The sequence below is a fragment of the Wolbachia endosymbiont of Litomosoides sigmodontis genome (assembly GCF_013365435.1).
Taxonomy (GTDB): domain Bacteria; phylum Pseudomonadota; class Alphaproteobacteria; order Rickettsiales; family Anaplasmataceae; genus Wolbachia.
The window spans coordinates 365,203-381,692 of the sequence record NZ_CP046577.1; the positions used below are offsets into that span (position 1 = coordinate 365,203).

At 32.6% G+C, this 16,490-nt stretch carries 14 protein-coding genes and 1 tRNA gene; 13 read left to right on the top strand and 2 right to left on the bottom strand.

The window, feature by feature from the left end; genetic code table 11:
* Nucleotides 1-19 precede the first annotated feature (19 nt).
* The gene (locus tag GOY07_RS01570; RefSeq protein ID WP_175837695.1) at nucleotides 20-1,273 is read right to left on the bottom strand and encodes a metallophosphoesterase family protein; all 1,254 of its coding nucleotides are present in this window, start codon (nucleotides 1,271-1,273) and stop codon (nucleotides 20-22) included.
* Between the two features lie 189 nt (nucleotides 1,274-1,462).
* On the opposite strand from GOY07_RS01570, the gene GOY07_RS01575 reads away from it, so the two are divergent.
* The 13 genes from GOY07_RS01575 (at nucleotide 1,463) to secF (ending at nucleotide 15,815) form a co-directional block, all read left to right on the top strand.
* A tRNA-Leu gene (locus GOY07_RS01575) sits at nucleotides 1,463-1,550 on the top strand.
* 28 nt (nucleotides 1,551-1,578) lie between these two features.
* Complete coding sequence (locus GOY07_RS01580; RefSeq protein ID WP_175837696.1) at nucleotides 1,579-2,661, top strand: GTP cyclohydrolase II; 1,083 nt, start codon at nucleotides 1,579-1,581, stop codon at nucleotides 2,659-2,661.
* Nucleotides 2,662-2,735: 74 nt separating this feature from the next.
* Complete coding sequence (locus GOY07_RS01585) at nucleotides 2,736-3,419, top strand: VirB8 family type IV secretion system protein (protein ID WP_175837698.1); 684 nt, start codon at nucleotides 2,736-2,738, stop codon at nucleotides 3,417-3,419.
* Nucleotides 3,406-4,212, top strand: coding sequence for a P-type conjugative transfer protein VirB9 (gene virB9 / locus GOY07_RS01590; protein WP_175838498.1), 807 nt, complete (start codon nucleotides 3,406-3,408; stop codon nucleotides 4,210-4,212). The genes GOY07_RS01585 and virB9 overlap by 14 nt, the downstream gene beginning before the upstream one ends.
* 16 nt (nucleotides 4,213-4,228) lie before the next feature.
* Nucleotides 4,229-5,728, top strand: a complete 1,500-nt coding sequence (locus tag GOY07_RS01595) for a TraB/TrbI/VirB10 family type IV secretion system protein (RefSeq protein ID WP_175837700.1) — start codon at nucleotides 4,229-4,231, stop codon at nucleotides 5,726-5,728.
* A 1-nt stretch (nucleotide 5,729) separates the two neighbouring features.
* Nucleotides 5,730-6,722: a P-type DNA transfer ATPase VirB11 gene (virB11, locus tag GOY07_RS01600; protein WP_175837702.1), complete on the top strand. Its 993-nt coding sequence runs from the start codon at nucleotides 5,730-5,732 to the stop codon at nucleotides 6,720-6,722.
* Nucleotides 6,723-6,751: 29 nt separating this feature from the next.
* On the top strand, nucleotides 6,752-8,998 hold the full coding sequence (locus tag GOY07_RS01605; protein WP_175837704.1) for a type IV secretory system conjugative DNA transfer family protein: 2,247 nt from the start codon (nucleotides 6,752-6,754) through the stop codon (nucleotides 8,996-8,998).
* A gap of 660 nt (nucleotides 8,999-9,658) precedes the next feature.
* Complete coding sequence (gene prmC, locus GOY07_RS01610) at nucleotides 9,659-10,498, top strand: peptide chain release factor N(5)-glutamine methyltransferase (protein WP_175837706.1); 840 nt, start codon at nucleotides 9,659-9,661, stop codon at nucleotides 10,496-10,498.
* Nucleotides 10,499-10,773: 275 nt separating this feature from the next.
* On the top strand, nucleotides 10,774-10,932 hold the full coding sequence (locus tag GOY07_RS04625) for a hypothetical protein (RefSeq protein WP_369800434.1): 159 nt from the start codon (nucleotides 10,774-10,776) through the stop codon (nucleotides 10,930-10,932).
* Between the two features lie 395 nt (nucleotides 10,933-11,327).
* Nucleotides 11,328-11,450, top strand: coding sequence for a transposase (locus tag GOY07_RS04630; protein ID WP_369800435.1), 123 nt, complete (start codon nucleotides 11,328-11,330; stop codon nucleotides 11,448-11,450).
* Nucleotides 11,451-12,028: 578 nt separating this feature from the next.
* Nucleotides 12,029-14,029 (top strand): heme lyase CcmF/NrfE family subunit, encoded by a 2,001-nt coding sequence (locus tag GOY07_RS01620; protein WP_175837708.1) that lies wholly within the window; start codon nucleotides 12,029-12,031, stop codon nucleotides 14,027-14,029.
* 111 nt (nucleotides 14,030-14,140) lie between these two features.
* A complete protein-coding gene (locus tag GOY07_RS04185) occupies nucleotides 14,141-14,350 on the top strand; it encodes a hypothetical protein (protein ID WP_218938979.1) in 210 nt (69 codons plus the stop codon).
* A gap of 562 nt (nucleotides 14,351-14,912) precedes the next feature.
* Nucleotides 14,913-15,815, top strand: a complete 903-nt coding sequence (gene secF / locus GOY07_RS01625; RefSeq protein ID WP_175837710.1) for a protein translocase subunit SecF — start codon at nucleotides 14,913-14,915, stop codon at nucleotides 15,813-15,815.
* A gap of 436 nt (nucleotides 15,816-16,251) precedes the next feature.
* Here secF and GOY07_RS01630 read toward each other — a convergent pair whose 3' ends face one another.
* Complete coding sequence (locus tag GOY07_RS01630) at nucleotides 16,252-16,431, bottom strand: hypothetical protein (protein WP_175837712.1); 180 nt, start codon at nucleotides 16,429-16,431, stop codon at nucleotides 16,252-16,254.
* Nucleotides 16,432-16,490 lie beyond the last annotated feature (59 nt).

Sequence of the window (16,490 nt, forward strand, 5' to 3'; positions counted from 1 at the left end):
AGTTCTTAAAGTTATAGCTTTAATCTATCTTAAGCTTAAAGTCTTTCGTTAGCTTTGCAGAATATATTTCCTCATTATTTTGATCATAGAAAGTAAATTTATGATCATCTAAGTTTAATATTGAAAAACCGAAGCCAAAAAAGTTTTTAACTTCATGTGCTAAGTAATTTTTGCCATTTGAGCAGCTAAACTCTATGTTTTGGTAAACAGGATCTTGGTCTTGAGCGTGTAATAATGCACCACCATTTCCAACTATAATCTGGTCTGGTACATTATTCATTAATAAAATTTGAGCTATATGAATATGTCCAGAAACTATAGTAGTAACATTGTTTGGAAATTTATCACTAAAAGCTTCAATTTGTGTAAGGTTGCCATGACTTTTTAATATCAGAAATTCCTTTTTTGGAGATCTCCAAAGTGGTCTGTGAGTTAAAAACCACGTGGGCTTGCTAGAACTATCTTGTGTTAATTTATTAAACTGTTCTTTAAAAGAATCAATTTTACTTTGAGTTGTAAAAATATCCTCACCATAAGAAGAGTCAAAAACAAAAAATTTCATCGGTCCGATATCTAAAAACCAGCTAGGAACAAAGTTTTTACATTTTTCAGGCGAAAAAGAGTATGAATCCAGATATCTAAACCATCCTTCATAAGCTCTATCGCAATTTTCATGGTTTCCTCTAATAAAAAGAAAGGAAGATTGTAATAAAATATCTTTTGCAGGCTCAAACCAATCAGAGTACCAAGCTTCTTTGTTGTACCCATAAATGTTGCCACACTTTTGTGCATTTCTACATTTAGTTTTTCTATAATGGTAATCGCCAACGTGGATAATTAAGTCTGGTTCATGAAGAGCAATAGAATCTAAATTTTTTTTTAAGGGCCAATTATCTACTGAATTACATTCTTGTTGAAATAATGTATTTATTCTGCAGCCTGTATCACCAATAAAAGCGATTCTACTAATCTTTTCTGGTAATATAGGAATTTGTATTCCATCAATGCTAATGTTTTGAGCACCAGTTTCTACTGTTAGTTCACAAATTGTTTCAATGTGATCGTCATTGTTAATTGAGCTGCGGTTTAACATCTCTACTTTTTTATTATCAACATGAGCAACAGGACAGGTGTTATTGTCTATAATTGCACGTATGCTTAATTCATTATTTGGAATAACCTGAGACCAGGTGTATAATATTTGTGCTTGAATGGAGTGAAAGCTAATTACAAAAGATAAAGCTAAAAAAATAAGGATGTTAGCTATATTCATTTGTATAGAAATTTAAGTTAAAGGTTAGTAGTAGAATCATCTTAAATAATTGGAATTTATGATCTGAAGTTCATAACTGGATGATACAGGTAGTTCTTAAATTATTCTAGTATTAGATTGACACTTTAGATAAAAAATTCTAAAATGATTAAGTAATTTAAAGTAGTTGTATAAAAGCTAGAATAAAGTGCGGCCGTGGTGGAATTGGTAGACACACAGCGTTGAGGTCGCTGTGGCCCATAAGGCCTTGGAAGTTCAAGTCTTCTCGGCCGCACCATATTTTTTTGTTGTTTAATGTAGGCGAAATGTTTATAGGGAATCGAAGTAGAAATAAAGTGGAGAGGGCTATCAGCGAAGTTAGGCGTGGTATGCCAATTATAATATATGATAAAAGTAATTATCTATTGGTCACTGCTGCCGAGATTTTAGAAAGAGACTTGTTTAATCAGTATAAGCTTATCTCAGATAAGATATATGTTACTCTGCCTTCAAGTAAGGTAACGTGTATATCTCAAAACGTAGAGCATGGCAACAAACGCTTATTGATAAACAATTTTAATGAACTATTTCAGTTAATAAGCTGTCCAAAAGAAGATTATACAAAAGAATTAAAACATTCAAAAACAATAGATGAATGCGCTATTGCTTTGCTAAAAGCTTCAGAATTATTGCCATATGCATTAGTGATTGACATGAATTTCAAATATAAACATGAAATGCGAGGTTGGTGTGAGAAAAATGACGTTATTGCACTAGACATGCTATTTATAAATAACTTTCAACAAAATCAGGATGTATATGAAGTGTGCAGAACATCATTATTTTTAAAACAGACTCAAAGAGTAAATATCATATCTTATAGAACCTATAATGGCAGAAAGGAGCATTACGCAATTGTTATTAATAATCCAGGTGAAAATAGTGAACCATTAGTAAGAATTCATTCTTCATGCTATACAGGTGACTTATTAGATAGCTTGTCATGCGATTGCAGAAGCCAGTTACATCAAGCAATTCAAATAATGACTGATTCTGGAAATGGCATTATACTATACTTGATGCAAGATGGTAGGGGTATTGGATTAACTAATAAATTAAGGGCATATGATATGCAAAGGAAATATCACCTCGATACTGTAGATGCAAATAGAATATTGGGTTTTGAAGATGATGAGAGAAGTTTTGTTGTTGCAGCTAAAATGCTCAAGAAATTAAGCATCAAAAAAATCCAGCTACTTACAAATAATGGCAGAAAGCTATCAGAGTTAAAAGATAATGATATAGAGGTTACAAAGTGTTTACCACTTATTATGGAGCGTAATATATATAACAATTCGTATATGGAAACAAAATTTAGCAGACTAGGTCATGAATTAAGGGTTCTTTAGCTTTTTTATTATAACTACCTTGTTAATTTACTATGTTTGTTAATATAGGTTGAGGTTTTTTAAGGATATTTAAGGTGCTGAGATTTTTTAAACGCGAGAAAAGTAGTGAATTATTAGATAAGGATATGGATTGGAATTTCAGTCGCTACAGCACAGTTATTGTTCAGAGAAATATTTTGCTTCTATTTACATTAGTATTATTAGTAGCAATTCTTGTAGCTATATTAGCTATATTTAAGATTAGTACTAGCAGCACTATTGAACCATTCATTATAGAAATTGAAAAAAAATCAGGAATAGTGCGATTGGTTGACCCTGTCACAGTAAAACAATATTCTGCGGATGAAGTGCTAAATAATCATTTTATTGCAGAGTACATAAGAGCAAGGGAAGTTTTTGATCCATATAGCTACAATTATAACTATTATACAAAAATTAGATTATTTTCCTCACCTAATGTATATAATGAATTTAAAAATTATATAGGATCACAAAATATGGATGACCTTTTTAACTTATATTCAGGCTTTGTCAAAAATGATTTTAAGATTCGCTCAACTCAGAAATTGGATGATGATACCTTTCAGGTAAGGTTTACTGTGGAATTTACACAAAAAGGTGGAAGTTCTATAAGAAAAAACAAAATAGTTATCATGTCGTACAGGTATGCACCGCTTGAAATGAATGATCAGCAAAGATATGTTAACCCGTTAGGGTTTCAAGTTACTTCTTATAGAGTAGATGATGAATATGTATAAAATATTATTAATTTTAGCTTTATTGGTAAGTAGCAACTTAAATGCATTAATCAGTTACAGTAAGCCCATTTCCATAGACAGTAGAATAAAAACTTTTGTGTACAGCCCTAACGAAGTATTCACGGTTATTTTTAGTCAAGGTTACTATTCTTATATTGAATTTGCAGAAGGAGAGAAAGTTAAAAATATTGCTGTTGGCGACGCATCGAGTTGGAGAATTAGCCCTTATGACAATAAGTTGCTTATTATGCCGTTTGAAGTTAGTGGCCGTACTAATATGATCATTACGACAACTAAAAAGAGGAATTATATTTTTGATTTGATCTCAAGGCCAAATTATGATAAACGTCCTGGTACTGATGCTGAGAAAGTAAGTCGTGATTATTCTACTGAAAAGGATATATCTTATGTAGTACGTTTTTATTACCCTCAAGAAGAAGATGAATTTGATATTGATTCAGATGAAATGTCCTCACTTACTCAAATGCAATATGTTGTAGATAAGCCAGAAAAGATAATACAGGAAAATGACACGAAGTATAATTATACATATATTGATGGAGGTGGCAATGCGGATATGATACCGATTGAATTATTTGATGATGGCTATTTAACCTATTTTAAATTTAGAGATAGTAGTAAGATACCTCAGATTTTTGCAGCAGAGGGTAAAACTAGACTACCTTGTAAAAGGTTATTGTTCGATGGTTATGTTATAATAAAAGGAGTATATAAGAAGTTGTTCATGCGTTATGAGAACGATGAAGTTGAAATCATGAATAAGTCACTTTAGTTGTGGTACATGTAATATGAATAAAGAATGGCGCGGTAATCCAGAAAATGAATCAGAAATAGAGAGCAAGGTAGTAACAGTTGGTTCTAATCAAGGTCATAGAGTATTAATGGTTATTATTTTAGTGACTCTAGTTATTGGAGTATATTATCTCTATTTTAGACCTTCTTCCAACAAAGAGAATGTAGAGATCATTAAAAAAGAAGAAACAAAGCAAAATGTTCAAGAATTAAAAGAAAAGTTAGAACAAGTTCCAGAAAATATAATAGTTCATGAAAGAGCAATCATTGATTCTTTGCCGCCTTTGCCTCCTCTTACTGTGCCACAAGTTATACCAGAAGTAAAGCAGACTAAAAGAGAAAAAGTAGTAAAAAAAGAAGAAGAAAAGCCAAAAGAAATCCCTATATCCAATATACCTGTATTATCAAAGCAAAATTTTCCTTATAGCAATATTACTAGCAACTTACCTACCACGTTTCCTACAATAGGGAGCGGTGGTTATCCTAAAGATAGGCGTGGCGCGCAAATGTTAGCAATTTCAGCTAATAATAATAAGGAGAACAAGACTGTTGATGCTATTTTATCTGATTCTTCAGTACAGTCAAGCATAGCTACCAGAGTGGGAAAACTCGGGTTCATGATCACTCAAGGCAAGATTATCGATGCTGTTCTTGAAACTGCGATAGATTCTGATTTACAAGGAATGCTGCGTGCCGTAGTTAGTAGCAACGTTTATGCAGAAACTGGTGATACAGTTTTAATACCTAAAGGTTCAAGATTAATAGGCAGTTATTCATTTGATTCAAATGTTACGAGAGCTCGCATAAACATAAACTGGAATAGGATCATTCTTCCTCATGGAATAGATATTGCTATTTCATCACCTGGTACTGATGAACTTGGTAGAGCAGGGATAGCTGGAATAGTTGATAACAAAATAGCAAGTGCATTATTCTCTTCAATATTGCTTGCAGGTGTCTCAATTGGTTCATCTATTATAGGGCAAAAGGCCTATAATCTGATCGATACGTTAACTGCCATAGATGCAATACAGTCCATCACTGCAACTGAAATAGATACTTTTCCACTCAAAGGTACTATTATCAAGGGGCTACAGAACGATGGTGCAGCTAAAAGTGCAGTTGAGAATGTAGTAAGAGAAAAGTGGAAATTGGACCTTGGGGCTATTGGAAGAATTCGTAATGCTCAAAACGAGCAAGATTTGCTGAGAATATTGAAAAAGGAAATGGCAGAATCACTAGAAATTGGGGAAGACAAAGTAAACATAGGCCTAGAAGATGTAAACCAACTGTTAAGACCTATTCAGAGAAAAAACAAGTCTGTTTATAAAGAGGCGATTGGAAAATCAACCGATGATTTCTCTAAAGATATGCGGGATATAGTTAACAGATCTACAGACAAGAACCCAACTGTTTACGTTGATCAAGGTACCACATTGAAGGTATTTGTTAACCAAGATATAGTATTTCCTCCACAAGCAATATTAAATCAATGAAATGAACTATGCTGCACTTGACACGTATTTGGAGCCATTACAAGGCATATTTCAAGAGGAAGGCGTAAACGAAATATCAATAAATAAGCCAAAGGAAGTCTGGATTGAAAGTTGCGGTAAAACAAGATGTGAAAAATTAGAAATATTCGATCTTAACCATCTAAAATCTCTTAGCAGACTGATCGCTCAAGCTACAGAGCAAAAACTTAGCGAAGAAGCGCCTTTACTTTCAGCTACACTACCGAATGGTTATCGTATACAGATAGTATTTCCGCCGGCGTGTGAGTCTGATAAAGTCGTCATGTCAATTCGCAAGCCCTCTGGTCTACAATTAGCGTTGGACGATTATGAAAAAATGGGAGCTTTTTCTGAAACTGCTATAGAAGCAGTCGATAATCCAGTGAATCTTCATCTAGATTCACTGTTAAAGCAAAAGAAAATAAAAGAATTTTTAGAATACGCTGTAGTAAACAAGAAAAACATCATAATTAGTGGTGGAACTTCTACCGGTAAAACCACTTTTACTAATGCTACTTTGCGTGCCATTCCAACTGAAGAAAGGATTATTACTGTTGAGGATGCAAGAGAAATTGTTTTAAATGATCATCCAAACAGGGTGCACCTTATTGCCTCAAAAGGAGGGCAGGGTAGGGCAAAAGTGATCACTCAAGACTTGATAGAAGCGTGCTTGCGTTTAAGGCCAGATAGAATAATAGTTGGTGAGCTCCGTGGAGCAGAAGCTTTCAGTTTTCTTAGGGCAATAAATACTGGTCATCCTGGGTCAATATCAACTCTTCATGCAGATAGTCCAGCAATGGCTCTCGAGCAAATAAAATTGATGGTTATGCAAGCAAACCTTGGTATTCCTCCGAATCAGATTATACCATATATTAGAAATGTAATTGATGTTGTTGTCCAGCTAAAGAGAACTAGTGGAGGAAAAAGAAATATTTCTGAAATATTATTTACTAGATCTTTTAATGAAAATGCTTAAATTTATACATAATTAAGAAAAAGTAGTTTATGAGTCATAGTGGTAACCATCTACGTAATATTTTGATAGGTGGTGTTGTGGCTTTTAGTATACTAGAGTTTTGTTTCTATTTGTCTGGTATACTATTTTATCTATTTGTTGATGGTCCAGATGGTGTGAACTTTAAGGCAATCAACCCTAGCTTGACGCCTTTCCCTCAAGCTCTTTGGCCAACAATTTTTGATCATATACAAAATTGTTGGCATCATCCATGGTTATATAATTTAGAGCTTAAGATAAAATTAATTATATCTTTTGCATTACCTGTTGTTGTTTTAATGATTATTTTATGGAATTTAAGAGAAAGAATAATTGAGTGGCGGCCATTTAGAAAAAAAGAATCGCTCCACGGAGATTCGAAATGGGCATCAGAGAAAGAGATACGAAAGGCAGGCTTAAGAAGCAAAAAGGGACTATTGCTTGGTAAGGATAAAAGAGGTTACTTCATTGCTGATGGATATCAACATGCATTGCTATTTGCACCTACAGGTTCTGGTAAAGGTGTTGGTTTTGTGATTCCCAATTTGTTATTTTGGACTGACTCAGTAATTGTACACGATATAAAATTGGAAAATTATGAAATAACAAGTGGCTGGCGGGAGCGACAAGGGCAAAAAGTGTATGTATGGAATCCAGCACAGCCAGATGGAATAAGCCACTGCTATAATCCATTAGAATGGATTAGTGAAAAACCTGGTCAAATGGTTGACGATGTGCAAAAAATAGCTAACTTAATTATGCCTGAACAAGACTTTTGGCAGAACGAAGCAAGAAGCTTGTTTGTTGGAGTAGTATTATATCTACTTGCTGCGTCAGAAAAAGTTAAATCTTTTGGTGAAGTTGTGCGTACGATGCGTAGTGATGATGTAGTTTACAATCTTGCTGTTGTTTTGGACACAATGGGCAAAATAATACATCCTGTAGCATATATGAACATCGCTGCTTTTTTGCAAAAGGCTGACAAAGAAAGGTCGGGCGTTGTTTCAACCATGAACTCATCTCTTGAGTTGTGGGCAAATCCATTAATTGATACTGCAACTGCATCAAGTGACTTTAATATTCTAGATTTTAAGAGGAAAAAAGTTACAGTTTATGTTGGTTTAACTCCAGATAACTTAAACAGGTTAAGGCCTTTAATGCAAGTTTTTTACCAGCAAGCAACTGAATTTTTATGTAGAAAATTGCCGTCGGATGATGAGCCTTATGGTGTGTTGTTTTTGATGGATGAATTTCCAACACTTGGAAAAATGGAACAATTTCAAACTGGTATTGCATATTTTCGTGGCTATAGAGTTAGATTATTCCTAATTGTTCAAGATACTGAGCAACTGAAAGGAATATACGAAGAAGCGGGAATGAACTCCTTTTTGTCAAACTCAACTTATAGAATAACTTTTGCAGCTAATAACATTGAGACAGCTAACTTGATATCGCAACTTATAGGGAACAAAACTGTACAACAAGAATCGTTGAACAGACCTAAATTTTTAGACTTAAATCCTGCATCAAGATCGTTGCATATCTCTGAAACGCAGAGAGCATTGCTGTTACCTCAAGAAATTATTATGTTACCACGTGATGAACAGATAATTTTGATAGAGTCGACTTATCCAATTAAATCAAAGAAAATCTTATATTATAGTGATAGCGCCTTCATAAAAAAGCTACTTAAGAAGACTCATGTGCCTACACAGGAGCCATATGATCCAAACAAAGTTTTTTCTGATATTAGTAAAGGTAAGATCAATAACGAAGAAAACAACCCTATTGAAGGGCCTAATACTGCTAATTATCCTATTGAGGCTCAAACTAAAAATGCGGTATACGATGAATCAGAGCTCGATAATGAGCTTAAAGAGGAAGAGATCGATGATGAAGATGTTGACGATAAATTTAATAAAGGAGGTGATAACAGATTTGATGATGAAGATGATGTCAAATTTAAAGACGATGATGAATATAAAGAGGAAAAATATGATGATGTATTCGATGATGAAGATGACAAATTTGAAGAAGATGATGGGCTTAAAGAAGAAAAATATGATGATGTATTCGATGATGAAGATGACAAATTTGAAGAAGATGATGGGCTTAAAGAAGAAAAATATGATGATGTATTCGATGATGAAGATGACAAATTTGAAGAAGATGATGGGCTTAAAGAAGAAAAATATGATGATGTATTCGATGATGAATTTGAAGATGATAACGATAAGCCAAAAAGTAATGGGAAGTAAAGTCAACTTTGTCTGCTTTTTTAGCTCATGCCAATTTCTACTGTAAAAAAACTAAATGTTGTAATGGGTGGCAAAAGGGCATAGTATAACAGCCGTAGCACAAAAATATGTTGTATTTAAAGAGTTATACACTAGCTGTATGGATAAAGCATCTAAAATTTGGAAGGGAAGAGAATTTGTTTATCTACATTCGCAATGTTATTGAAAATTAGATTGAATCTAGATCGATTTGCAATATGAATGCAAGAAAATCATAATATTACCATTAAAGAAATGAGAATAGAATCTAGGAGAAACTGAGCTTAAATGTCAACAAGTCTAAGGAACTACCTTATTTTTATCTCTACAGTGCAGTTAATTTTAGAAATGAAGAGAATTCTAGCTTATTGAGCGACTTTGATTCTATATAAAATAGAACATTTTACATAATAAAGTCTATAATACAATTGTTTTGCTTGAGATTGCTTTGTGCAAATTTATTATCTTTCTTTTTCACTCCGTAATTAAGCATCTCTACAATGTTATTTGTTTGACTATTAATAATGAGAATTGGTGCAACCTTGATTTGACACTAAGATTTAATACAGTTACTCTAATCTTAAATTTTATACTTCCCATAGGGTGTCATCCTATGATTAGAAAGGTCAAATTTTGAGAAAAATGAAAACAATCAGCACTTTAATTCAAGAAGGATCAAAGCTATTATCATCGTATAAAGTTGAATCACCATATTTGGACTGTGAAATCATCATGCAACATGTTCTTGGCGTAGAAAGATCTTTCATAATTATGAACTACGCTGATCAAGTATCGATAGAGAAAGAACAGCTGTTTTGGAAATTAACGAAGAAAAGAGTAAAAAGATACCCAATATCGCAAATAATAGGCAAACGTGAATTCTGGAGTAAAAATTTTATAGTTAATCGGCATGTTTTTGACCCAAGAGCAGATAGTGAAATACTAGTCTCGGCAGTGTTAAAATATTATCCAAACAAGAAACAGAAAATGAAAATTGCAGATTTTGGTACAGGCACAGGTTGTTTATTGATATCCATACTTAGTGAATATGAACATGCTGTTGGTATAGGTTTTGAAAAAAGCTTGAAAGCATGTAGAGTTGCCTATCAGAACATAAAAAAACATAATCTACTTGATAGAGCTAAAGTATTTCCAAATTTGTGGACAGAGTGCAGAGGCTTATTCGATCTTATAATCAGCAATCCTCCGTACATTAGAAGAAGCAGATTAAAAGACCTGCAAGCTGAAGTGCAAAAAGAGCCGAAAATTGCTCTTGATGGTGGAATTGATGGCTTAAGCTGTTACCTGAGTATTTTTCCAATATTAAGAAGGTGCCTTAAGAAAAATGGGTTTGCTATATTGGAAATAGGTGAAGATCAAAGTGATATTGACAAAATGGTTCCATCGTACGAGCTAACTTTCTGTGAATACATGTATGATTTAGCAGGGATGAGAAGGTGCATTGTTGTGAAAAGAACATAGCTAATGTTTTTTGTATTGCCTCACCCTATGTCACATTTCCTTTTACTCTGTGATATCAATGCTTTACACTGGCATTCATATTTCTTTTTTTTTAGATTTTAGTGTTTAGCTACGTATTCGTTTAGTTGAGCGGTGTGATGAATGATAAATAGGAGATTGTGGAAGAATTTTGTCTCCTTTTATTTCTATGTTGATACTAATTTCTACTGTATAAGGAACAGATATATAGTAATGGAAAAGAAGACATGCTGAAGTAGTAAAATAATAAGGTTTAAATGGCTTTAAAGGCGAAATTTTTGGATAAAAAAGTCGTAGAATTAGTGAAAGAAATGCTAAAGAAAGTGCTAAATGATCCATATATGGATAAAGCACTAAAATTTGAAAGAGAAGAAAAATTATTTACTTTTCCTGACACCGTAGAAAAACTAGATTAAATTAGAGTTGATTTGAATAATTAAAATATGGATATAAAAAAACACTAATATTACCATTGAAAAAATAAGAATAAGAATTAGGAAAAATTTGTTTTAGATGTCAGTCTACAGTATACTTAATGTGCAAAAAGTGAAGTTTTTATATATTATGTCAAGACTAATTCATAATGAATAAGGTAAGGGTAAGCAGAAAGAGTTAAAAAGAACTTAATGAGACTTGGTAAATATCCCGAATGAGAGTTATTTATCTTTGATGTATTGTAATTTAGTACACATTCGAAAATTGGACGCGGGTAGTTTAAAAAAGGCGTTAGAACATAGATTAAAGTAAAATTAGGTAGAAAAATTTTTGTTTCTATAGTGTAGTTAATTCTAGAAATGAAGCTTTTCTTATTGTGGATTGTGCTAGTTGTAATAAGTCGAAAAATTTAAAAGTAAAAGTACATAAAAATATTGAGGTTATATACCTACCATCATACTTACCTAAGCTCAATTATATTAAGGGACTTTGCTTGTAATAAAATAGAAAATTTTACATAATAAAGTCTATAATACAATTGCTTTTCTTGAGAGTGCTTTGTACAAATTTGTTACCCTTTTTCTTACTCCATTATTAAATAACTCTGCAATATCACTTATTTGACCTACTAACAATGATAATTGGTATTAATATTTAGTTTTACTTTCTATTAATAGACTTTTTGTACAACTTAACTAAATAAAAAACATGGCAAATTAATATTTTAGAAGTTTTAAATGCCAGATACTTTTAAATTGCTTTAGCTATGAATACTTAAGAAATTTATTAAGGAGGAAAAAGGCAAAAGAAACCTCGTTAGCTAGTTATTCAGTATCTATTTTATAGCGTTTTTCAATGTTTTTAAAATGCTTAGCAGATGTGATTTACAGCACTAGCTGACAGTATAGAAGACATGAAGGTGCATATAATTGCGAAAAATTAGATACGATGCATCAATACTGCGATAAGAAGGCTGGCAAAGTTATCAAGGAAATTTTTTCATATTTTATTTCTATATTAAGACTTTAATTTATAGCTCGTTATTAGTAATATTATTTATACAAATAACTATGATTTATGCCTGAGTTTGGGAATATATTACTACTATTATCCTGCTTATTATCCTTAACGTATCTATTTCTGCCACTTAATTCTTACCTATTTATTACTACTGCCATATTCTTCTGTGTATCAGCGTCAATGGCTATTTTGATTTACTGCCACATTACAAATGATTTCTCACTCGAAAACGCATATTACCACTCTCATACGACAAAACCTTTGATCTATAAAATCTGTGGCGTTTGGGGAAATAAAGAAGGGTCCATGTTGCTTTGGACTTTAGTGCTTACTTTTTACCTATTTCTGATGAATATTTTTATTGGTGATAGTAGTGAATTGAAGAAGGTATCCTTAATCACTCAAGGCTTGATCTGCTTTTGTTTTTTGCTATTTACTTCACTTAAGTCCAATCCTTTTACTAAAATGCCAAGCATGGAAATAGATGGCCTTGGTTTTAATCCAATATTGCAGGATATAGGTCTTGCCATTCACCCACCAATATTATATTTGGGGTACCTTGGATTTAGTGTTCCCTTTTCGCTCTCTATGGCCGGGTTAATTATAAACATCGAAGGAAATATTTGGGCTAGAATTATTAGACCTTGGGTACTTATTTCTTGGTCACTGCTTACCTTAGGCATTAGTCTTGGCAGTTGGTGGGCATACCGCGAATTTGGTTGGGGTGGATTTTGGTTTTGGGATCCAGTAGAAAACGTTTCTTTAATGCCATGGTTAATTGCAGTAGCGTTGACACATCTGTTACTTGTGGTACGAAATTTCAATGTTTTAAGGAATTTTGCTATTTTACTTACGCTCACAACTTTTATATTGAGTGTAACTGGAACATTTTTAGTCCGTTCTGGAATACTCGTTTCAGTTCACACGTTTGCAAATGATCCAGAATATGGACTGTATATACTAGGTTTACTTGGCGTCATTACAGCCAGTAGCTTAGCAATATTTATAGCATTTACGAAAAAGGGTGGATCTCTTATGTTGCCACCCGTCATCCAAGTAGCTGATATTGGGATCAAGGGAAGGAATGTACGGTCAAGCTCTGGTATAATACCAAAGAACACACCAAGGCAAAACTTTCCTATTTTCTCCCGCTTTACGATGGTACTGATGAATAATTTGTTATTGATTACTGCCTTTTTCATCGTGTTTGTTGGCACTTTATATCCTATAATGCTTAAATATTTAACTGGTGAACTCATTTCAGTTGGAGCACCATATTACAATTCTTTATTTAACCCTATTGCACTGGCTATTCTAGTGCTCACTATGATAGGGCAATACTGCCGTTGGCAGGGAAATAATCTGTTGCCAATATTCCATGAGTATAGAATCTCATTCTGTAGTGCTGCAGCGAGCTTACCATTTATCTTTCATATGGATCTAATAATTGTACTATCAATTACCATCTCCATGGCACTATTAGTCTTTGTTTTGGAAGCGTACGGCAAAAGAATCCACTTGTTTGAAGTGGAAATTGGTAAATCAATTTCATTAGCAAGAAGAATTTCCAAGTCTTACTATGCTATGATGTTAGCTCATGCTGGAATAGCAATTCTAGTACTTGGTATAGCCTATTCAATTGGTTGGCAAGAAAAAAAAGAAGATTACCTTAGAATAGGGGATAGCATAACAGTCAATAAATTCAAAGTTACTTTACGAAATACTGAATTTATAAGAAAGAAGAATTTTCATGCAGTGAGATGCATAATGGATATTAGAAATATGTTGAACAACAAGATACTAGGTGAAGTAACTCCTGAATATAGATTTTATCTTGTGGAGGGTCAGAAAAATATTGAAAGCAGTATTTACCACAATTTATTTTCTGATATTTATGTTGTAATTGGAGAGATTGATAAAAATAAGAGCAGAATCGCCACTAAAGTACATTATAAGCCTGGAATGCCTATAATTTGGGTTGGGTCTTTTCTCATTGCTTTTGGTTCACTTTTTGCTGCTTTGCCCTTATTGAGAAGATCTTGTACCAATTTGCACTGAATAAGAAACGGATAGACAATAATGGAAAAAGTGATTTCAATGGTATTGAAATCAAAATTATTGGGTAAAAGATTGTGGAATCAGCAAAAGAAACGCTGAAGAAAGTACAAAATGATGCATACGTATAAAAAAATTAAATGCTGTAATTGTAGCAAAAAGTATAGTATAACAGCTTTAGCAAAAATATATTGCATTTCAAGAACAGCATTTACTGCATGGATAAAGTACCTAAAATTTGAAAGAGAAGAAAAATTATTTGTCTTCAAACATCGTAGAAAAACTAAATTGAATTGTGGTAAATTTAAGCAAGTTGAAGTATGAATACAAGAAAACCTTGGAAAATTTGCCTTGAATGTTAGCAAGTTTACAGTATACTGTAATATGTAAAAAATGAGATTTTTGTATATTACGCCAAGATTGATTCACAATGAGTAAGATAAATGTAGGTAGGGAAGAGTTTAAAAAAACTTAATGATATTATTGGTAAGTGTCATAGACAAGATTGTTCATCTTTGATGAATCTCGCTTGACATACATTCGAAAGTTGAGCACGGGTATTTTTAAAAGGGCGTTGGAATACAGGTAAAAGTAAAATTGGGCAGACAAAATTTTTATTTCTACAGTGCACTACAGTTGCTTTACTTAAGAACGTGTTTTGGCAAATTTATTACTTTCTCTTTCTTACTTCGCGATTAAACGACTCTGCAATGCTACTTATTTGACTAATTAGCAATGGGGGATTGATATCAGGTTTATATCAACTGATAAAATTGTATAACTTGAGGTGTTTAACTGTAAAAAAACAAAATTTAGTATGCGAAACTACATAATATATTAGTGAATCTTTTTAAAAGTGTATAAAATTCAATTTTGAGTAAGGAACATGGCAGTTAGGTTCACTCCAAGTAATTTCAATATTAAGTTCAGTAAGTATAGAAAATTGACTACATTAATTAGTGTTATTCTTGTCATTTTTTCGCTTTTTATTGTTGTGTTACGTGGAGTAAATTTAGGCATAGACTTTACAGGTGGAATTTTGATGGAAATAAAATCTTCAAGTGAAGATCATACTATTTTAAATATATTAAAAGAAAGTGGTTTTACGGTGCAGAGTTTAAAAGCTGGTAGTAATTTAGTCATGCGTTTTAAAGAAGAAGGAAATGAGAATAAAATTAAAAAGATCAAAGATATACTAAAAGAAAAGCTGGGTGACTCAATAAACTATCGTAAAACAGACTACGTTGGCCCACAAATAAGTTCAACGCAGATACTTGAAGGGATTTTGTCTATATTTATTGCAGTTATTGGAATATTTTTTTACGTTTGGTTTAGGTTTAATTGGCAATGTGGATTTGGTGGAACAATAGCACTGATTCATGACGTGATTTTAACTGTTGGTTTTATCAGCCTGACTGATATTGAATTTAATATTTCATTAGTTGCAGCTCTCCTTACTGTGATTGGTTATTCAATCAATAATTCAGTAGTTATATATGATCGGATTCGAGAATGTCAAAAAAGTGATAAAAATAGGCAGATGAGTGATATAGTAGATGCGAGTATTAATGCTACATTATTTCGCACTGTTTTAACTTCAGGTACAACTCTTCTTGCTGCTATCCCTTTGATATTAATTTGTACAGATGCGGTCAGAGATTTTAGTTTGATTGTCTTTTTTGGTGTTTTAATTGGCACTTGTTCTGCAATGTTTATCTCTGCTCCTATATTAACTTGTAGAGTCTTAACAAGACTAATTCCCACTGTACAAGAGACAGATAGACAATAATGAAAAAGAAGCCGTGCTGAAATAATACTAATTCTCAAGCAAAGCAATTGTATTACAGACTTTATTACGCAAAATGTTCTATTTTATATATAGAATCAAAGTCGCTTAATACACTAGAACTCTCTCTATTTCTAGGGTTAACTGCACTGTAAAAATAAAAATTTTGTCTGCCTAATTTTACTAACCTTTGTTTTAACGTCTTTTCTAAAAAATATGGTCCAACTTTTAAATGTGTGTCAATTTTGCATATTGCAGTGTACTATAGACTTGCTGACATTTAAGCTAAGTTTTTCTTGGGTTCTTATTCTCATTTCTTTTATGGTAATATTAATTTTTTATATCCATGCTTCAACTTGTTAAACCTGATTCAATCTAATTTTTCTGCGACGTTGAAGGTAAACAATTTTACTTCTCTTCTAAATTCTAGGTGCTTTATTTATGTAGTCAATGCTATTTTAAAAATGCAACATATTTTTGTTACAGCTGTTATACTATGCTTTTTGCTGCAGTTACAGCATTTAGTTTTTTTGCACATATGCATATTTTGCACTTTCTTCAGCATTTCTTTTAATGATTTCACAACTTTTTTATCTAATGATTTTGATGTCAATGTCATTTAAACCTTGCTATTTTACCATACTTCAGTGTAGCTCTCCCCCGTTTAGTGAAGAATTA